This window comes from Halopelagius fulvigenes (assembly GCF_042662625.1).
Lineage (GTDB): Archaea > Halobacteriota > Halobacteria > Halobacteriales > Haloferacaceae > Halopelagius > Halopelagius fulvigenes.
In genome coordinates, this window is the sequence record NZ_JBHSXH010000004.1 from 139,222 (window position 1) to 156,747 (window position 17,526).

General features: G+C 62.6%; 17 protein-coding genes. 6 read left to right on the forward strand and 11 right to left on the reverse strand.

From position 1 onward, the window contains the following. Positions 1–287 precede the first annotated feature (287 nt). The 3 genes from ACFQEV_RS01210 to ACFQEV_RS01220 are packed head-to-tail and all read right to left on the reverse strand — an operon-like array spanning position 288 to position 2,574. The gene (locus ACFQEV_RS01210) at positions 288–548 is read right to left on the reverse strand and encodes a lipoyl domain-containing protein (protein WP_379692078.1); all 261 of its coding nucleotides are present in this window, start codon (positions 546–548) and stop codon (positions 288–290) included. Next, positions 545–1,561, reverse strand: a complete 1,017-nt coding sequence (locus tag ACFQEV_RS01215) for an alpha-ketoacid dehydrogenase subunit beta (RefSeq protein ID WP_379692079.1) — start codon at positions 1,559–1,561, stop codon at positions 545–547. Before ACFQEV_RS01215 ends, ACFQEV_RS01210 begins: the two co-directional genes overlap by 4 nt. Continuing rightward, positions 1,561–2,574: a thiamine pyrophosphate-dependent dehydrogenase E1 component subunit alpha gene (locus tag ACFQEV_RS01220; protein WP_379692207.1), complete on the reverse strand. Its 1,014-nt coding sequence runs from the start codon at positions 2,572–2,574 to the stop codon at positions 1,561–1,563. The genes ACFQEV_RS01215 and ACFQEV_RS01220 overlap by 1 nt, the downstream gene beginning before the upstream one ends. A 579-nt stretch (positions 2,575–3,153) precedes the next feature. Between ACFQEV_RS01220 and ACFQEV_RS01225 the strand changes: the two genes are divergently transcribed. After that, positions 3,154–4,356: an aminotransferase class V-fold PLP-dependent enzyme gene (locus ACFQEV_RS01225; RefSeq protein ID WP_379692080.1), complete on the forward strand. Its 1,203-nt coding sequence runs from the start codon at positions 3,154–3,156 to the stop codon at positions 4,354–4,356. A 109-nt stretch (positions 4,357–4,465) separates the two neighbouring features. Here ACFQEV_RS01225 and ACFQEV_RS01230 read toward each other — a convergent pair whose 3' ends face one another. The 3 genes from ACFQEV_RS01230 to ACFQEV_RS01240 are packed head-to-tail and all read right to left on the reverse strand — an operon-like array spanning position 4,466 to position 6,659. Further along, positions 4,466–5,203, reverse strand: coding sequence for a glutamine amidotransferase (locus tag ACFQEV_RS01230; RefSeq protein WP_379692081.1), 738 nt, complete (start codon positions 5,201–5,203; stop codon positions 4,466–4,468). Further along, positions 5,200–6,282 carry a glucose 1-dehydrogenase gene (locus tag ACFQEV_RS01235; RefSeq protein ID WP_379692082.1) on the reverse strand — a complete coding sequence of 361 codons (1,083 nt, stop codon included), beginning with the start codon at positions 6,280–6,282 and terminating at the stop codon, positions 5,200–5,202. The genes ACFQEV_RS01230 and ACFQEV_RS01235 overlap by 4 nt, the downstream gene beginning before the upstream one ends. Beyond that, positions 6,279–6,659 (reverse strand): Rid family detoxifying hydrolase, encoded by a 381-nt coding sequence (locus ACFQEV_RS01240; RefSeq protein WP_379692083.1) that lies wholly within the window; start codon positions 6,657–6,659, stop codon positions 6,279–6,281. The genes ACFQEV_RS01235 and ACFQEV_RS01240 overlap by 4 nt, the downstream gene beginning before the upstream one ends. 90 nt (positions 6,660–6,749) lie before the next feature. On the opposite strand from ACFQEV_RS01240, the gene ACFQEV_RS01245 reads away from it, so the two are divergent. From ACFQEV_RS01245 to ACFQEV_RS01255, 3 genes are all read left to right on the forward strand, one after another. Continuing rightward, positions 6,750–7,505: a sugar phosphate isomerase/epimerase family protein gene (locus tag ACFQEV_RS01245; protein ID WP_379692084.1), complete on the forward strand. Its 756-nt coding sequence runs from the start codon at positions 6,750–6,752 to the stop codon at positions 7,503–7,505. A 108-nt stretch (positions 7,506–7,613) separates the two neighbouring features. Next, a complete protein-coding gene (locus ACFQEV_RS01250; protein ID WP_379692085.1) occupies positions 7,614–8,582 on the forward strand; it encodes a Gfo/Idh/MocA family protein in 969 nt (322 codons plus the stop codon). Beyond that, complete coding sequence (locus ACFQEV_RS01255; RefSeq protein ID WP_379692086.1) at positions 8,579–9,565, forward strand: Gfo/Idh/MocA family protein; 987 nt, start codon at positions 8,579–8,581, stop codon at positions 9,563–9,565. The genes ACFQEV_RS01250 and ACFQEV_RS01255 overlap by 4 nt, the downstream gene beginning before the upstream one ends. A 21-nt stretch (positions 9,566–9,586) precedes the next feature. Here the strand turns inward: ACFQEV_RS01255 and ACFQEV_RS01260 are convergent, their stop codons facing one another. From ACFQEV_RS01260 to ACFQEV_RS01280, 5 genes are all read right to left on the reverse strand, one after another. After that, the gene (locus ACFQEV_RS01260) at positions 9,587–10,600 is read right to left on the reverse strand and encodes a Gfo/Idh/MocA family protein (RefSeq protein WP_379692087.1); all 1,014 of its coding nucleotides are present in this window, start codon (positions 10,598–10,600) and stop codon (positions 9,587–9,589) included. Beyond that, a complete protein-coding gene (locus tag ACFQEV_RS01265) occupies positions 10,597–11,595 on the reverse strand; it encodes a Gfo/Idh/MocA family protein (RefSeq protein ID WP_379692088.1) in 999 nt (332 codons plus the stop codon). Before ACFQEV_RS01265 ends, ACFQEV_RS01260 begins: the two co-directional genes overlap by 4 nt. 152 nt (positions 11,596–11,747) lie before the next feature. Further along, complete coding sequence (locus ACFQEV_RS01270) at positions 11,748–13,028, reverse strand: Cdc6/Cdc18 family protein (RefSeq protein ID WP_379692089.1); 1,281 nt, start codon at positions 13,026–13,028, stop codon at positions 11,748–11,750. Positions 13,029–13,252: 224 nt separating this feature from the next. Beyond that, positions 13,253–13,951 (reverse strand): PIG-L deacetylase family protein, encoded by a 699-nt coding sequence (locus ACFQEV_RS01275; RefSeq protein ID WP_379692090.1) that lies wholly within the window; start codon positions 13,949–13,951, stop codon positions 13,253–13,255. A gap of 45 nt (positions 13,952–13,996) precedes the next feature. Further along, the gene (locus tag ACFQEV_RS01280; protein WP_379692091.1) at positions 13,997–14,800 is read right to left on the reverse strand and encodes a sugar phosphate isomerase/epimerase family protein; all 804 of its coding nucleotides are present in this window, start codon (positions 14,798–14,800) and stop codon (positions 13,997–13,999) included. Between the two features lie 111 nt (positions 14,801–14,911). Between ACFQEV_RS01280 and ACFQEV_RS01285 the strand changes: the two genes are divergently transcribed. Continuing rightward, positions 14,912–16,060: an ABC transporter ATP-binding protein gene (locus ACFQEV_RS01285; protein WP_379692092.1), complete on the forward strand. Its 1,149-nt coding sequence runs from the start codon at positions 14,912–14,914 to the stop codon at positions 16,058–16,060. 315 nt (positions 16,061–16,375) lie between these two features. Beyond that, positions 16,376–17,524: an extracellular solute-binding protein gene (locus tag ACFQEV_RS01290; RefSeq protein ID WP_379692093.1), complete on the forward strand. Its 1,149-nt coding sequence runs from the start codon at positions 16,376–16,378 to the stop codon at positions 17,522–17,524. Positions 17,525–17,526: the final 2 nt, after the last annotated feature.

Here is a 17,526-nt window from a genome sequence, read left to right on the forward strand (position 1 = left end):
TTCGCTTATCGGATGATTGGTTGGTCGGTCCTCTCGGATCGAACCTCGTTCGGTTCGTGTGGCTATGCTACGACATAACATGACAGACGGTGTCTCGTGTCTTAAAAACGTCGTCAACTCCGAATCGGGGCGAGGGCGACTCAGCGCCCGAAATGTGGACAAATAGATATCCGTGTCTGCCAGCTCAGGACGTGTAGTCACCGCCGTCGGCAGTTCGCCGCGGTCGGGGCAGCAACGGCCGGGGTCACGTGCGAGGGTCACCTCGCGCGCTCACGCCGACCGGTCTCTCACTGAGGCTCGATATACGCGAGCGTATCGCCGCGCCCGAACTCGTCGTTCTTCTCGAGGACCCGATCGGAGAGGACGCCCGATGCGGGGGCGGGGACGTCGACGGTCACCTTCTCGATCTGGATCTCCGCGATCGTTTCACCCTCCGTGACGGCGCTCCCCTCGTCGGTGAACCAGTTGGTGACCACCCCCTCGTCCTCGTCGGTGTCCTCGGGCCACAGGTCGTCCGTGTCGACCAGAACTCTGTTCTCGTCGCTCATCGTTCGATGTTCCTGACGGCCTTCACGATGTCGTCCACGTTCGGGATGACCTCGTTCTCCATCGGCCGCGCGTACGGAATGGGGACGTCGGGCACTGCGAGACGCCGAACGGAGTTCAGAATCCCGACGTCGTGTTCGGCGACCCGGGCGATTATCTCGCCCGTCACGCCGAACGAGCGGTAATCCTCGTCGACGACGACGAGGTTGTTGGTCTTACTGACTGATTCTACGACCGTCTCGTCGTCGAGGGGGACTAGCGTCCGGAGGTCGACGACCTCCGCCTCCACCCCGTCTTCGGCGAGTTGCTCTGCGGCGTCCATCGCGCGGTGGACGTGCAGTCCCAACGTCACGATGGTCACGTCGTCTCCCTCGCGCTTGACGTCGGCGCTACCGAACGGTATCGTGTAATCCTCCTCTGGAACGGGGGTCTGCGGGCCGTCGGGCGCCGGCATCCAGCCGATACCCATCAGTCGCTTGTGGAACAGATAGACGACCGGGTCGTCGTCGCGGATGGCGTTGTGCATCAGTCCCTTCGCGTCGTACGCCGTCGACGGGACGACCACCTTCATCCCCGGGAGGTGCGAGAACGTCCCGTAGAGGGTTTGCGAATGCTGGGCGGCGTCGTTGTACGTGCCGCCCACGGCGGCCGTGAGCACCATCGGGACGCTCACGTTCGCGCCGCTCATATACGTGTTCTTCGCCATGAAGTTGTATATCTGATCCATGCCGACGCCGAAGAAGTCGACGAACATGAGCTCCGCAATGGGGCGCATCCCCTGCATCGCGGCGCCGACGGCGGACCCGATATACGCCGTCTCGCTGATGGGCACGTCCATGACGCGGCCGTACCCGAACTCGTCGAGGAGGCCTTCCGTGGAGTCGAAGATGCCGCCGTAGTCGGCGACGTCCTCGCCCATGTAGAACACTTCCTCGTTCTCGCGCATCTCGTATGCGATGGCTTCGACCATCGCCTTGCTCATCGTCAGGTTTCTGGTGACTGTGGATTCGGACATCACTCCTCACCTCCTTCGAGTTCGTAGGACGGTTCGCTCTCCGTGACACCGCTCATGGGGTTGACGAACATGTCCTCGTACGCGTCCTCCGGGTCCGGTTGCGGCTGTTCCACGGCCCACTCGATGGCGTCGTCAACTCGTTCGTGTGCGCTATCGCGTATCTCGTCAAGTTCCTCGTCCTCCACACCGTGAGCGCGGAGGTCATCGGCAAGTCGGTCTATCGGGTCTCGCGTAGCCGCCCCCTCGCTGTCCGTTTCAGGACGGTACGTCTCGGGGTCGCCCATGAAGTGCCCCATTCGCCTGTGGACCTGTAGTTCGATGAGAGTCGGCCCGTTCCGGTCGCGCGCGCGGCCGATGGCCTCGCCGGCCGCCTCGTAGACAGCGACGGCGTCGTCGCTGTCCACCCGGGTTCCCGGCATGTCGAATCCGCCGGCGCGGCGAGATCCGTCTTCGACGTCCGTTACGCGCTCTTTCGGCATGCTGATGGCCCAGTCGTTGTCCTCGATGACAAAGACGACGGGCAGGTCGTGTACGGACGCGAGGTTCAGCGACTCCAGGAACGCGCCCTGACTGATGGCGCCCTCGCCGAGGAAGGCGACGGCGACGTTGTCCGTGTTCCGTTTCTTCGCGGCGAACCCGGCGCCGACCGCGGGCGGGACGCCCTGGGCGATGATACCACTACAGGCGAAGTTGACGTCGGGGTCGTACAGGTGCATGTGCCCCCCCTTCCCCTCGCTGAGACCCGTCTTCCTTCCGAATACTTCGGCGGTCATTCGCTCGAGGTCCACTCCCTTCGCGATGGCGACGTGGTGCGGTCGGTGTGGCGCGGTCACGGTGTCTTCGGGGCGAAGGTGCTGACAGACGCCCGCGGCGGACGCCTCGTGACCGCTCGCTAGGTGTAACTCTCCCGGAATCGGACCCGCCGAGATGTCGAACGCCGGCTGTTTTCCCTCGAGGTACTCCTCCTGTAACTGCTCTTCGTAGTACCGAGCGGTCACCATGTCGGAGAACATCTCCGTCAATCTGCTCTTGCTAAGTGTTGGCATGTAACATGACAAATTCGTCAGCAGGTAGCATAAACGTAAGGGGGAGATACCTGACGGCCGGCGACAGGCGTTCTCGCTACCACCACAGTGATGACAACCAGAGACGTGTAACTACCCCCGTCAACCCCCGATTCTGGGATCGCTCCGGGGGTCGACGGAAACATTTGAGTGAAATTTCAAAGAAGCCGTACGTATACCCGGAAACTGGGTATTGTTACAGCACTATGATATAAAGGGTTGTATACAGAGAAGGATATTCACACAAATATATTTTCTTGTACTCCACTAGAACAATACAATCATACAGACATATTGTATGCCAATAGTATAGTAAATATTTTGATTCTACGTACGTAATAGGGGTCTTACACAATACTACGGGCACTATTTTTGAATTCTACTAAATTACCAAATAACCACACAATCGAGCGTGCTGAAGTTTATCCAATTAAATATATCTCCTATAGCGACGAGGATACGGCCGAATTGGAGAATACTCGTCTACCCCGATATTTAAGCGAGTGCGGTCAGATTCGGAGATACGCAATGACGGATTCGATCTACGACGACCTTGGAGTACCGACCGTAGTCAATGCAACCGGGACGAAAACCCGGATTAGCGGGAGTCTCATCCGCGAAGAGGCGGTTGAAGCGATGACTGACGCCGCCCGTTCGTTCGTCCGCATCTCAGATCTTCAGGCCCGGGCGAGCGAACTCATCTCCGACGTAACCGGCGCGGAGGCGGGCTACGTGACGTGCGGTGCATCGGCAGGACTCATGCTCGGTGCCGCCGCCTGCATCGCGGGAGACGATATCGATGCGATGTACCAGCTTCCAGACACCGAGGGACTCGCTGATGAGATAATCGTCCCGCGAACCCACCGTTCCGGCTACGACCACGCCCTCCGGGCTGCGGGGGCGACAATCGTCGACGTGGGGACGAACGATCACCACCTTGGGACTGGGTCACGAAACGTGGAACCATGGGAGATCGCGGAGGCGATCACCGAGGAGACGGCAGCCATCGCTTATCTTCAGAAGGAGTACACCGAACCCCCACTTCCGAAGGTCGTCGAAATCGCACACGCTCATGACGTTCCGGTGATAGTAGACGCCGCAGCGGAGGTACCGCCCACGTCGAACCTTTCTCGATTTATCGACGAGGGGGCAGACCTCGTAGCATTCAGCGGTGGAAAGGCCATCCGCGGCCCCCAGACGACCGGGATTCTGGCGGGGCGAGAGGATCTCGTCGAGTCTGTGGCCCTCCAACAACTGGACATGCACGCTGCGGAACCGGTCTGGGACCCGCCGAGCGGCCTGGTCGATGTCGACCGCTACGACGGCGTCCCCAGACAGGGTATCGGTCGCTCACTGAAGGTGGGGAAGGAGGAGCTGGTCGGTCTCATCAAATCTCTCGAACTGTTCATCGAGGAGGACCATGACGCACTCGGTGACGAGTGGCTCAACCGGACGAACCGAATCGCAGACAGACTCTCCGCCGAACCAGCCCTCTCGACGCGGACGACGGAGGCCGACAAAGTCTCTATCGCGCCCGAAGTCGTCGTCACTGTTGACGAAGATGTGGCCGGCATCACGACAATCGACCTCGTCCGCTCACTCCGACAAGAGGATCCCCGAGTGTTCGTGGGCGCCGACAGCCTCGCCGACAGCGCCTTCACCGTCAACCCGATGTGTCTCACCGACGAAGAAGCGGAGTACGTGGTCGAGCGGATTCGATCGTACCTGTAACCCCCGACTCCTCTTCCTGGTTAGCCGATCTGACCGTCTGGACAGCAGTTCCTCTCCGCGGACGGTCACGCCGAGCCTTTCGGCCGTCGCGATAGTCGGTGATTACTCTCTACTCGGTGACGCGGTCGAGGATGGACGCCCACAGCGTTGGAAGGTACTCCCATTCTAGGAACGTCTGGGGTGCCCAGTGAGGCGCACAGTCGGTCGCAAACGCGAACGCGCTCCCATCGCCATGGTCACCGACGACGAGGAACGGGTCGTCGCGGACCGTCGCCCACACCTCCGCGTCGTCTGCCGCCTCAAATCGGTTATAACCGAGGATAGACGGCCACTCGGAGGGAGGTGACCCGGGCATAGAGGATGTCGGACGCGGGTGCGGTCCGTCCGGTGCCTCAATCCTATCGTCGCTGCGTGCGACCGTGACGGGGAGAACGTCACCGACGGCAGTGCGTCCGTACCGCGCCGCACCGCACTTACCAGCGAAGCTCATGTAGCCACCAATCATTCCAAGTGCACCACCACCTGCGACGTACTCAGCGAGAAGTTTACACCGGTCAACGGCCGTCTCGCCCGCCGCGACGCGCGGCGTTATCTGGAGCGTGTCTGCACCGACATCGCTCAACAGGACGAGGTCGTACACGTCGAGACCGTCTACCGTGGACGGGACTTCCTCGTGGACGGCGTGGCACGGGACAAACTCGACGTTCGCGCCCGCCGACTCCAGCGCCGCGACGAGATACGCTGCCGCTTCCTCGTAGGTGCTGTCTTGGAGGACGTTTCGTCCCTTTATCTCGAACGAGAGTGCCACCCACGATTCACCGATCAACAGGACGTTGTACTCGCTCATAGGGTGTCGAACTCGATGACCGTCTTGATGACGCCGTCGTCCGTCTCGAACGCTCGTTCCGCCGCTTCTGGGGGATAGACTCCCGTGATGAGTTCGTCGACGAACCAGTCGGGGAACTCTGCGAGGGACTCTTTGGCTGCCTCGAAGTGAGGGACGTGGGAGTTGACGCTTCCGAGGAGGGCTTTGTTCTCCAAGACGATGTCGCGGTGCAGGGACCCACCGTCGACATCGAACGTCCAATCTTCCGGGATTCCGAGGAGTGCAGCGACGCCGCTGGGCGCGAGTGCCTCGATCACCTCGAACGCGTGCTTCGCATATCCCGTCGCCTCGTAGATGAAGTCCTGAGGCTCGTATTCGGTCGGGATGTCCGGCACCGGCGTCGTCCGCGAATCGACGTACGTCGCGCCGAGTCGTTCAATGATGTCGATGGTCGGGTCGGGACGGTCTCGCCGACCGAGGCAGTACGTCCGGTCGAACGACTTGTAGGGTCCGCGGTCCTGATTAAGCATCGCGAGCGTGAGCAAGCCGAGCGGGCCGTTTCCGAGCACGAGCGCAGATTCGGGCGTCCACTCGAATGCCGACCGTGAGGCGAAGGCATGTTCGACCGCCTTCTCCGAGTTACTGATCGGTTCGACGAGAAAACCGTACTCCGCGAACTCCTCGGGGACGGACACGAGATAGCGCTCGGGGCTCGTGAAGAACTCCGCCATGTAGCCGTGCGCGCCGGCGATGCCGCGTTCGACGTACTCTCCGGCCGGCGCCATGTCCGGTTCGTCCCGATCGAAGTACGTGTTCGACCCCACTGCGGGAGGGCGCCGAACCGTTGGGACGACGAGGTCACCCTCTTCGAAGTCGGTAGTGGTCGCGTCAACGACGACACCGACTGCTTCGTGACCGAGTATTTGGTAGTCCTCGTCGGTGGGATAGCCGCCGTGGGTCCCGCGGACGACTTCGTGGTCGGTCCCGTCGATGCCGACGCGGAGCGTCTGAACGAGAACCTCGCCGTCGTCGGGGGCCGGTCTCGGAACGTCAACGAGCGTCGGTTTCGTCTCACCTCTTCGGATTGCGATAGCCTTCATGGATCCGTCGTCGCAATGGCTTCGATTTCGACGCCGATGTCGATCGGGAGGTCCGCGACTTCAACGGCGCTGCGTGCGGGCGCCGGGTCGCCCACGTACTCCTCGTAAACCTCATTCACTGCGTCGTAGTTCGACATATCTGTGACGAATACGGTCGTCTTCACGACGGCGTCAAGAGAGCTACCACCGGCTTCAAGTACTGCAGCGACGTTCTTCAGCGTTCGTTCCGTCTGTTCTCCGATATCGTCGCTCACTACCTCTCCGGAGTCGGGGTCGACGGGTCCCTGACCGGAGACGAAGATTCGGTCGCCGTCGACGATTCCCTGCGAGAAGGGGCCGATACTCGCCGGTGCCGCGTCTGTCTGGATCTCTTGCATTTATGTCCACATCGAACGGGGCTGGCGTCTTAGTAGTTTCTCTCGTTTCCCTGGGGAACGGCTATGTGGGAGGCAACCGTCGGTCGGTACATGGCTCGCCCAGCTATTCAGCTGTACACGCTCAGAGCGCTCCAGATGCCGCTTTCAGAGACGCTCCGCCGCGTCGCTGACACAGACTACGAAGGAGTCGAGTTCGCCGGCTTGGGTGAGGAGACGCCAGAGTCGGTGGCGGAGACCCTCGCTGAGACCGGTCTCGAAGCCGTCGGCGCGCACGTCCCGCTAGAGACGCTTCGAACCGAGTACGAGGCAACCCTCGAGGCATATCGGACGGTGGGATGCGAACACGTTATCGTCCCGACGTACGGTGAGGCCGGTTTCGAGTCCGAGTCGGCCGTCGCAGAGACAGCCGATGATCTCCTCTCGCTGGCGGACCGCCTCGCCGACGACGGGTTCGAGGCTCACTACCACAACCACGCTTACGAGTTCGCTGATGTGGACGGCCCGTCCGAGACGGCGTACGACGCCCTCGTGGCCAGAACCGACGACCGACTCCGACTGGAGTTCGACGTGGGTCTCGCACAGCACGGTGGCGTCGACCCGACGACGTATCTCGACCGATACGCCGACCGCATCTCGCTCGTCCACCTGACCGATACGATCCCCGGCGACGACGACACCCTCCATGTCGAACTGGACGACGGCGTAGTCGACCTCCCGGCGTGCGTCCGTGCCGCCAGAAACGCCGACGCTGAGTGGGTGATCCACGAGAACGGCCTGACGACCGACCCGGCGGCGACGCTCGAAACGAGTTCTGACCGGGTTCGCGATCTCCTCGATACCCGGTGAGCCGACGGAGTAACGACGGACGCGCCGGCGACGGCGTCTATCGTCGTCGCCCGAGCGTCGAAAAAACAGGTCACAATGCTTATCTGTGGCGATGTGGTACGAAATCGCATGCACGGTATCGTCGTCGTGGGACGCGGTCCGGCGGTACAAGCGCACGCGTCTCGCTACGAACGGTTCGACGGCGTCACCGTCTGTGGCGTCGTGGGTGAAACGGACGCGGCGTCCAGCATCGAGGTACCGACGCACAGTTCCGTCGTCTCGGCACTTTCGGAGACGGACGCCGAGGGTGTCGACGTCTGCGGTCCCGGCTTCGACTTCGCCGAGGCTGTCGACGACGCGCTCGACGCCGGCGTCCCGGTACGCTGCGACCCACCGTTCGCCCTCCACGAGAGGCGGTTCGACGCTGTCGTCTCGGAGGCCACCGACGGCGACGGATGGGTACTCGCCACCTCTCCGCACCGGTTCTCGCGCCTCTACGAGCAACTCCGCTCGGCCGTCGAGAAGGGGAGCATCGGCGACGTGGGCGTCGCGCGGGTCAAGCGGACGGCCCCGTTCGACGGGAGCGGCTGGAACGTCACCTACGACGGCGTCGCTGGCGTTGACGGCTATGAGGGCGTGCTCTGCGCCATCGCAGCGCACGATGTTGATATCCTCGAGTGGACGTTCGGCCCCATCGAGCGGGCGTTCGCCAGGGCGCGGGCGGGAGACAGATACGACACCCTGCACGCGATGCTGGCATTCCGCGACGGCGGCCGGGCCACCGTCGAAGTGACGTGGTGCGGGGCGTCCGCCCCATCGCCGCACGTCGAAGTCGAGTACAGCGGGTCGCACGGCCGACTTGACTTCGAAGACGGCACGCGGTCCGCCGCCCTCTGGGAGGGCGCCGAGCCCCTCTCGGTAGACCCGCCCGAGGACGACTGCTGCGGGCGTTCGCTGCGGGCGTTCGCTGACGCCCTCCGCGACGACGAGGGAGCGTCGGACGGCGTCGGGCCGACGGCGTCCACGCGCGGCGCGATAGCCCTCCGGCGGTCCATCGAGAAGGGGCGACCGGTTCCGCTGGCGGAGGTGTCGGAATGACCGTCCCCGTCGGCGTCTGTTCGACGGCGCACGTCAACGCCGAGGTGTACGCCGCCCTCCTGTCGAAACTCCCGGACGCGGACCTCGTCGGCATCTCCGAGCGGACGCGCGCGCGGGCCCGAAAGTGGGCGAATCGCGTCGGGACGACGCCGATGACGCACCGCGAACTGATGCGGGCGGCCGACGGCGTCGTCGTCTGTTCGCCGACAGCCGTCCACGAGGAGTTGGTCGAACTCGCCCTCCACAACGACGTAGCCGTCCTCTGCGAGAAACCGCTGGCGACGTCGCTCTCGACGGCGAAGGCGATTCGAGACCAGTGCGCCGAGAGCGACGTTCCGACGGGGATGGCGATGCCGATTCGGTACAGTCGCCCGATGGAACGAGCCAAAGAACGGTACGAGGCTGGCGCACTCGGTGAACTCGTCTCCGTTTCCGGCACCAACCGCGGTCGGATGCCCGGCGGGTGGTTCGTCGACCCCGAACTGGCCGGCGGCGGCGCGATAGCTGATCACACCGACCACATCGTCGACATCGTGCGGTGGATTACCGGCGAAGAGGTCGAGGAGGTGTACGCCGAGGCCGACACGCGGTTCTACGACATCCCCGTCGAGGACGTGAACCTCCTGTCGATGACGCTCTCGAACGGCGCGTCGTTCGTCCTCGACGGGTCGTGGAGTACGCCGCAGAAGAACCCGTTCTGGGGCGACGCGAGCGTCGAACTGGTCGGTACGGAGACGACGCTTTCTGCCGACTGCTTCGGTCACCAGTACACCCACGTCAGCGACACGAACCAGGACGCGTCCAACGAGGACATCTACTGGGGTGCAGACCCGAACAACGCCCTTTTGCAGGAGTTTGTCGCGTCGATTCGAGGTGAGACGACGCCCGCCACGTCGATGGACGACGCCGTCCGAACTGCGGCCGTCATCGCCGCCGCCTACGAATCTGTCGAATGCGGGGAACCCGTGGAAGTTACGTACTGACCGGCCTGCGTTCGGTGCTCGCTAGTTCGTCGGTGCAGTAAGTTCGGTCTGTTCGACAGAGACCGGTTCTGTCTCGCCTATCGATTCGTACGCCGCCTCCACGACGGCGATGTCGTTCACGGCGTCGGCACCGGTCTTCGCCGGCGGGCGGTCCTCGTCTACGCTCTCGACGAAGTCGTCGATAAGGCCCTCGTCCGGGTTCGACCCCCAGAAGATGCGCTGGATGCCCGGATCGTCGGTGTCCTGGGTCTGCTTTATCGTCTGGTCGAAGCAGTCGATGGAGACGACGCCCTCGGTACCCACGAGTCGGAGCGTCGCATCGCCCCAGAAGTCCCACTCGTCGGGCTTGCTCCAGGATCCGTCGAGGACGAACTCCGTCCCATCGGTCAGCGTCATCGACAGGAGGTTCACGTCCTCGACGGGGATGTCGTGGAACCGGGTGTCGGCCTCGGCGTACACCTCCTCGACCTCTTCGCCGGTGAGCCAACGGACCACGTCAAGGATGTGGACCGTGTGGTCGATGACCGCTCCACCGCCTGACTCGTCGTCGTCGACGAACCACCCGCCGGGCATCTTCCCCCGGTTTGTCCCGCTGAGGAACTGCAGGTTGCCGAGGACACCGTTCTCTATCGCCGTCTTCGCGTTCCGCACGGGCTGGCTGAAGCGAAGCGGCATCGCCACACCGAGGTTAACGTCGGCGTGGCGGCAGGTGGTCACTATCTCCTCCGCCTCACCGAGGGACGGAGCTAGCGGTTTCTCGCAGAGTACGTTGACGCCAGCGTCGGCCGCGCGTTCGACCCACGCGAGGTGGTCGGCGTTCGTCGAGCAGACGACGACGCCGTCGGCGGCGGCGAACAGGTCATCCGGGTCGCGGTAGTCGACGCCGTACTCGTCCGCCTTCGCGCGAGCGTCGGCTACTGCGTCGTCGGTTTCAGTAACGCCGACGAACGTCGCGTTCGGGTGGGCTGAGAGTGCGGCGGCGTAGGAGTCGGCGTGCAGGTGCGCGGTCGAACAGATACCGATGTGGACGGTCATGCGCCTACCTCCGACGGGGAGACCGGTTCACCACGTTCGCTCGACTCGATTGCGGCGAGGGCGATTCTGACCGCTTCGCGGGCATCCTCAGGCGTGATGTCTGGCGTGTCGCCGTTCTCTGCGCAGTCGACGAAGTGCCGGAGTTCCTTCGTGTACGGACTCTCTGCGAGAGGGCTGGCAGGCGCGTTCGTCCCTTCGGCCCCACCGGTGACGCGGACGGCGTTCTCGTCGCGGGCGTCGAACTCCAGCATTCCCTCGTCGCCCGCGAATTCGTAACTCGTGAGGAACGGCGCTCCCTCAGGGTAGGCCCACGACGCCTCGACGTGGCCAACGGTGCCATCTTCGAACCGGAGTATCACGGAGGAGTGCTGGTGGAGGTGTCCGCCGTCCCACTCGGCGGTGCGGGCGAACACGCGGTCCACCTCGCCGATCACCCACCGGAGGTAGTCGAAGTCGTGGATGGCCATGTCGAGGAGAACACCTCCGCTCTTCTCTTTGTGACCGAACCAGGAGTTGCTGCCGTACCGCGGCGGCGACGAGAGCCGTTCCGTCGAGAGGGTGCCCGGTGTCCCGATTTCACCCGCGTCGACTCGCTTCTTTGCCTCGACGTACTCGGGGAAGTAGCGCAGTACGTGCCCGGTCATGAAGGTGACGTCGGACCCGTTCACTGCGTCGACGATGGCGTCGGCGTCCTCGACGGTCCGAGCGAGGGGTTTCTCACAGAAGACGTTGAGGCCGCGGTCGACAGCGGCCTCGACGAACGGTTGGTGTGTCGGGGTCGGCGAACAGATGTCGACGGCCGTGAGGTCGGCGTCGTCCATCATCTCGATCGCGTCTCCGTAGGTGTCCGCGTTCGGTGCGTGTTCGGCGGCGAACTCCTCCCGGTCGTCTTCGAGGGACGCCACAGCGGCTATCTCCGCCCCCGGTATTTCTTGGTAACAATTGGCGTGGGTAGTGGCCATGAAGCCACTGCCTACGATTCCGATACGTTGCATCAACACGTAGTTGTTTAACGTCCCTTATTAATTTTTGTGCGACCGACGGGTAGAGGAGTTATCGTAGCCAGTCGGAGGTGACGTCGCTTCGGCACCGAGACCGCAATTCGATGACTTAGGCCGGGATCTACGAGCAACTCCGAAAATCCCTCTCAGATGTTAGACCACGTGGTCGTGACGTTGCCGGCAGTGAACCCGATTCCAGCGAACCGGTCGCTCCGGTCAAAGACCGAACGGATGACCGACGGATCCTCCAGCAGACGGTGCTGGAGGTAACTCCCTTGCGCCCGCCCGCCCCCCGTGCGCTCTATCTCCAGCACTTCGAGGAACTCCCACTCGCGGAGCAGGTCGTGGACGCGCCGATTCGAGAGGACCTCCAGTCCGGCCTCCGCGCAGATGTCCTCGTACGCTGAGTATACCTCGGAGGTCTTGAACGTCCGCGTCTTCTCCACGAGGGCGAGAGAGACCACGGCAAGCAACGTCGCCTTCTGCTGGGCCGTCGCCCCCACGAGGAGGGCCCCCACCCGGTCCTGTTCGGCGAGGTTCTTCGCCCGGTGGACGTGGTCGACGGTGATGGTGTCAGCGCCCTCGCTGGCGGCGAGTTCGCCCGTGTGGCGGAGGAGATTGATGGCCTTGCGGGCGTCGCCATGTTCCTCGGCGGCGAGGGAGGCGCATTCGGCCACCGCCTCGTCGGTGAGGATGCCCTCGTCGAACGCGTCAAGTCGGCTTCGGATTATCTCACGGAGGGCGTCGCTGTCGTAGGGCGTGAACACGAGTTCTCGCTCCTGCAGGCTGCTCTTAACGCGTTCGTCAAGGCGGTCGCGGTACTTTATTTTGTTACTGATACCGACGATGCCAACCGAGCAGTGACGGAGTTTCTTCGCCTCGGTCGCGCGGGAGAGCTGCATGAGGTAGTCGGCCCCATCGAGACAGTCTATCTCGTCGAGGACGACGAAGGCAACGTCGAATCGGTCGTCGAGGACTTCCCAGAGGAGGCTGTAGTACCGCGATCGACCGTATCCAGTCTCCGGGACGGTGATACCCGTCTCGTCAGGGTCGTTCAGCGCTCGAACCGTCGCTCTGACCGCGCGCGTCTCGGTGTTCTCCTGCGAGCAGTCGATGTGGGCTTTGCCGACCGACACGTCGTTATCGGCGGCGGCCTCCGCGATGCGGTTCGTCGCGTACCGCGCGCAGAGGGACTTCCCGGTCCCCGTCTTCCCGTACAGGAACGCGTTGCTCGGGTTGTCACCGGTGATGGCAGGGTTGAGCGCGGTGGCAAGACGGCGAATCTCATCGTTGCGTGCGACGATGGCTGACGGATTCGGCACGTAGCCGACGTTGAGGAGTTCCTTGTTCGAGAAGACGCGGCCGTGGGCGCTAAACGCATCCCCTAGGGCGCTCGCGTTCGCGGTCGGTCCGTCCTGCGCTGTCATACGTTGACACTAACCATACGCCCGGCATAAACGCATCGGCGAGTCGCACAGACCGAATCTAGGTGGGGCTAGTGACGACGCACTTCTCCCCCTCACCCCTCGTTTCACCTGTATCGCATTACATTGATAGAATTGTAAAGCCAAAGGTAGAGATTAACTACCAAGATAGTAGCTCGTCGGCGTATCGAACCACGCAAGAAGGAGGTTGGCGGCGTCGGGTCGGTTCAGCCGAGGTAATCGTCTGCGCCCTTGTGGAGGGCGACGAACCCCTCGGCGAACTCAACGCCTCGCGTCCGCCCGAGGACGCGCGCCTCGGCGCGGACGCCCTCGATAAGGCCGTCGAACTCTGTGTCGATGCCGCCGTGCTCCTCCAACCACTCTACCTGCGACTCATGTTCGAGGATGGCCTTCTGCTTCGTCGATTGGTACTCGCTGATATCGATGTGTATCTCCGGTTCGAACGACGACGTCGGCTTGCCAAAGTAGTAGACGTTCGACGGTTCGCACGGGTCAGCTTCCGTCTCCAACAGGGGTAGCGAGCACATGTAGTATGCGTCTGTCACCAACCGAGACGTCGTCCGGTGGTCTGGATGCATGTCGTCGCGGAAGTGCGTGAGTACCGCGTCCGGGTCGAGGCGCCTAAGCACCTCGACCAGTTCTAGTCGGTTCTCTAAGGAGTACGTCACTCGCCCGTCCTCGAAGCCGAGGAACAGGGCGTTCGCGCCGAGTGCCTCGGCGGCCGCCTCGGCCTCCGCCTCCCGCGTCGCCGCGAGTTTCTCCTCGGTGGTGTCGGACCCGCCGTACTCGCCGCGCGTCATGTAGACGATGGTGACGTCGTCGCCTCGGTCTGCGTGCTTTGCGAGCGTCCCGCCGCAGAAGATGTCTGCGTCGTCGGGATGTGCGACTACTGCTGTGAGATGCATACACACGAAACTCAGAGAAGGCGATAATAAGCGTTGTGCCGGCGGCTACGAGAACAGGTAGTCGAGGTCTGAACGGACGCGCGGAAGCATCCGTTCAGGGGCGGTCCGGTACGGGGGAACCTCAGCGGTTATCCATCCGTCGTACCCGATATCGGCCAACGCCTCGGCCACCGCGACCCAGTCAACGTCGCCTTCGAGCGGATAGGTAAAGCCCTCCATCGTATCCACGTCGGTGCGGTAGTCCTTGACGTGGACGCGTTCGATACGGTTGCCGAGGATGCGAATCCACTGTTCGGGGCGGCCGTACCGCCTGACGTTCCCGACATCGAAGTACGCGCCCACCGGACCCGAGGTGGACGCTCGGTCGACGAACTCGGCAAACTCCAGCGGCGAGAGGAGGAAGTCGTTCCATACGTTCTCGACGCAGATGGTGACGTCGTGTTCAGCGCCGACGGTGGCGAGCGCTCGAACCGAGTCCAACGCGCGGTCGTACACCGCGTCGTACGGCGTCCCGTCCTCGACGACGCCTGGTACCACGAGGATGGCGCCCGCCTCAAGGTCGGCCGCGAGTTCGATCATCCGCTTACCCACGTCGATGCCGGCGGCGCGTGCCGCCTGGTCGTCGCTGGCGAGTTGGTCTTTCCAGTGGAGCGTCGTGGAGATGGCGGGAACGGTGAGGTCGAGGGAATCGATTCGCCTCCCGAAGTCGGTCACGGAGTCGTCGTCCCAGAGGGGTCCGTCGGCCGTCAGATTCGGTTCGATGCCGTCGTAGCCGGCGTCGGCGATGAGTTCTGCGTTCCTGCCGAGGCCGTCGGCTGGGAACCCCATCTGGTTGAGTGCGAACTTCATGCGTCCTCAGTTGCACGCTCCGCCGAGTTATAGATTAGTGTCAACGTTCCGCATGAGGAGCGAGCGCAGAGGGGGTAAGAAATTTATACCGAGAGCAGGAGTCTACGGGATATGGGAACGCTTAGCTTGGGCGATTTGACCAAGGTATTTCAAGGCGACAACGGCGATATCGTCGCCGTCAACGGACTCGACATCGATGTCGAGGATGGCGAATTCATCGTGTTCGTCGGCCCCTCCGGGTGCGGAAAGTCAACGACGCTCCGATGCATTGCCGGCCTTGAACTCCCGACGAGTGGAACTATCCGCCTCAATGGCAACGATATTACGACCAAGAGTGCGACGGACAGGGACATGGCGATGGTGTTTCAAAACTACGCGCTGTACCCGCACATGACCGCACGGGAGAATATGTCGTTTGGTCTGCGCATGGGAACGGATCTCCCGAAGGACGAGATACACGACAGAGTCCAGCGCACGGCCGAGATGATGGGCATCGAGGACCTCTTAGAGAAGAAACCGGGCGAACTCTCTGGCGGCCAACAACAGCGAGTCGCTCTCGGCCGGTCTATCGTCCGCGAACCCGAGGTGTTCCTCATGGACGAACCCCTCTCTAATCTGGACGCCAAGTTGCGGACGACAATGCGGACCGAACTGCAGGAACTCCAGCGACGACTCGGCGTGACGACCATCTACGTCACACACGATCAGACGGAGGCGATGACGATGGGCGATCGTGTCGTCATCCTGAACGACGGCGAACTCCAGCAGATAGGCACGCCTCTCGAATGTTACCACGAACCGGCGAACAAGTTCGTCGCGGGCTTCATCGGTTCCCCGAGCATGAACTTCACTAACGTGCAGGTCAGGTCTGAACGGAGTGTCCTGGAACACGAGCAGTTCGAGTACCCGCTGAGCGACGACACCCTCTCGCTGATTCGAGAGGCAGGTGCAAACGACGCTCTCACACTCGGCATCCGACCCGAGGACGTCCGCGTTGTCCCCGAGGAGACAGAGTCCTCGTTCCCCGTCACCGTTCAAGTGGTAGAACCCCTCGGCGAGGCAAGCTACGTGTACTTCGAGCTTGACGACGGCGTCACCTACACCGTCAGCGTCGACGGCGACACGGTGATAAACGAGGGAGCGAACGTCCACATCGAGTTCCCGGAGGACAAGATTCACCTCTTCGACGGTGCGTCCGGTGAGGCCATTAAGAACCGGACGGCGCCGACGGAGATGCAGTTGAACCAGCCCAGCGTCTGATACGAACTGTTGTACTGTCCTTTCGATTACGAGTCTCTGATCAAGTAATCCAACAGATCCGATTAGCGACTGTACGTGTACTTGACCGGCACAAATCCTCACCACCTATCGCTCCGTCAGAACGGACATTCACCCCACTACCGGGGAAAACGTTATGGTCCCACAAATATGTCATGTGAATGCATGTCTAGAGTGAATAGGCGCACGCTCCTTACAGCGATTAGTTCGGCTGGTGTCGCGGGTTTCGCCGGCTGTAGCGGTGGAACCGGCGGCGGCGGGTCTAACGGTACGGGCACGGGATCTTCGTCGGGTAACATGCCAGATTCGATGACGAACTGGGCGTGGAACGATCCCTCCCTCCAACCGATCCGCGAGGAACAGGCGGCGGAGTTCGAGGAGATGACTGGGACGAAAATCAACTGGCAGACGTTTCCGTTCGAGGACTTCACCGCCAAGTTCACCTCGGCGCTCCAAGGCGGAAACGCCCCAGACACGACAGCGCTGTCGGTGCTGTGGGTTCCGCGGTACGCGTCCCAGGAGGTCATCCTCAACCTCGAAGAGGAGGGGTTCGATCCATCCAACTACGTCGCGGGGGCGAAGCGCAATGCGATGTCGAGCGGCTCGCTCTACAGCGTCCCGTGGTACGCCGACTGTCGGGCGCTGGCGATAAACAAGACCATGTTCGAGCAGGCGGGCCTCGAAATCCCAGACCCGCTCGAACGTCCGTCGTGGGAGGAGTGGAAGTCGTGGGTCGACGCGCTGGCGAAGGAGCACGGTACTGGCTACGGGATGCCCGCCGGCGAAGGATTCGACGGCTTCGTCCTCTCGAACGGCGGCGGCTACATCAACGATGACGGCACGAAGGCGATAATTAACAACGACGCTGCCCTCGAAGCTGCGAACTTCCTGCAGCCGATGGTGATGGACAAGAAGATTGCGACGTACACCGGCGGCGGCGCAACTACCGCGGGAGCGCAGTTCGAATCAGAGAATATCCCGATGTACTACGCCGGGTCGTGGGACTACGGCCGGATGGAGGAGTCCGGCATCGACTGGCAGTACGTCCCCCACCCGAGCGGACCCCGCATTGACACGAGTCATACGTGGTCTGCGGGCGTGTACTACTCCGTCCCGACTCGGGGCGGCTCGAACCGGAAGGCCGGACTTCGGTTCCTCGAATACATCTCGTCCAAAGAGACGCAGAAGCGCGTCGTGGAGGCCATCGGCGGCTTCCCCGGGCTCAAGTCGGCCTACGAAACGGACTACTTCACGAACTACATCAAGGAGCACCCCAAACTGAAGACCATTGAACAGGAGATGCCGAACACCGTCTCGTTCCCGGACCACCCAGAGGTGGCCACGATGTGGAGTGCCGTTCACACCTCTGCACAGGCGCTCTGGACCGGGACAGAACCGAAGAAAGCGCTCGACAACGCCGCGAAGGAGATCAAGAGTGTCCTCTGAGG

What these genes read in the sequence shown, in the direction of transcription:
- ACFQEV_RS01210 (WP_379692078.1), bottom strand. Translation starts at nt 548, where the DNA reads ATGAGCGACGAGAACAGAGTTCTGGTCGACACGGACGACCTGTGGCCC.
- ACFQEV_RS01215 (WP_379692079.1), bottom strand. Translation starts at nt 1,561, where the DNA reads ATGTCCGAATCCACAGTCACCAGAAACCTGACGATGAGCAAGGCGATG.
- ACFQEV_RS01220 (WP_379692207.1), bottom strand. Translation starts at nt 2,574, where the DNA reads ATGTTCTCCGACATGGTGACCGCTCGGTACTACGAAGAGCAGTTACAG.
- ACFQEV_RS01225 (WP_379692080.1), top strand. Translation starts at nt 3,154, where the DNA reads ATGACGGATTCGATCTACGACGACCTTGGAGTACCGACCGTAGTCAAT.
- ACFQEV_RS01230 (WP_379692081.1), bottom strand. Translation starts at nt 5,203, where the DNA reads ATGAGCGAGTACAACGTCCTGTTGATCGGTGAATCGTGGGTGGCACTC.
- ACFQEV_RS01235 (WP_379692082.1), bottom strand. Translation starts at nt 6,282, where the DNA reads ATGAAGGCTATCGCAATCCGAAGAGGTGAGACGAAACCGACGCTCGTT.
- ACFQEV_RS01240 (WP_379692083.1), bottom strand. Translation starts at nt 6,659, where the DNA reads ATGCAAGAGATCCAGACAGACGCGGCACCGGCGAGTATCGGCCCCTTC.
- ACFQEV_RS01245 (WP_379692084.1), top strand. Translation starts at nt 6,750, where the DNA reads ATGGCTCGCCCAGCTATTCAGCTGTACACGCTCAGAGCGCTCCAGATG.
- ACFQEV_RS01250 (WP_379692085.1), top strand. Translation starts at nt 7,614, where the DNA reads ATGCACGGTATCGTCGTCGTGGGACGCGGTCCGGCGGTACAAGCGCAC.
- ACFQEV_RS01255 (WP_379692086.1), top strand. Translation starts at nt 8,579, where the DNA reads ATGACCGTCCCCGTCGGCGTCTGTTCGACGGCGCACGTCAACGCCGAG.
- ACFQEV_RS01260 (WP_379692087.1), bottom strand. Translation starts at nt 10,600, where the DNA reads ATGACCGTCCACATCGGTATCTGTTCGACCGCGCACCTGCACGCCGAC.
- ACFQEV_RS01265 (WP_379692088.1), bottom strand. Translation starts at nt 11,595, where the DNA reads ATGCAACGTATCGGAATCGTAGGCAGTGGCTTCATGGCCACTACCCAC.
- ACFQEV_RS01270 (WP_379692089.1), bottom strand. Translation starts at nt 13,028, where the DNA reads ATGACAGCGCAGGACGGACCGACCGCGAACGCGAGCGCCCTAGGGGAT.
- ACFQEV_RS01275 (WP_379692090.1), bottom strand. Translation starts at nt 13,951, where the DNA reads ATGCATCTCACAGCAGTAGTCGCACATCCCGACGACGCAGACATCTTC.
- ACFQEV_RS01280 (WP_379692091.1), bottom strand. Translation starts at nt 14,800, where the DNA reads ATGAAGTTCGCACTCAACCAGATGGGGTTCCCAGCCGACGGCCTCGGC.
- ACFQEV_RS01285 (WP_379692092.1), top strand. Translation starts at nt 14,912, where the DNA reads ATGGGAACGCTTAGCTTGGGCGATTTGACCAAGGTATTTCAAGGCGAC.
- ACFQEV_RS01290 (WP_379692093.1), top strand. Translation starts at nt 16,376, where the DNA reads ATGCCAGATTCGATGACGAACTGGGCGTGGAACGATCCCTCCCTCCAA.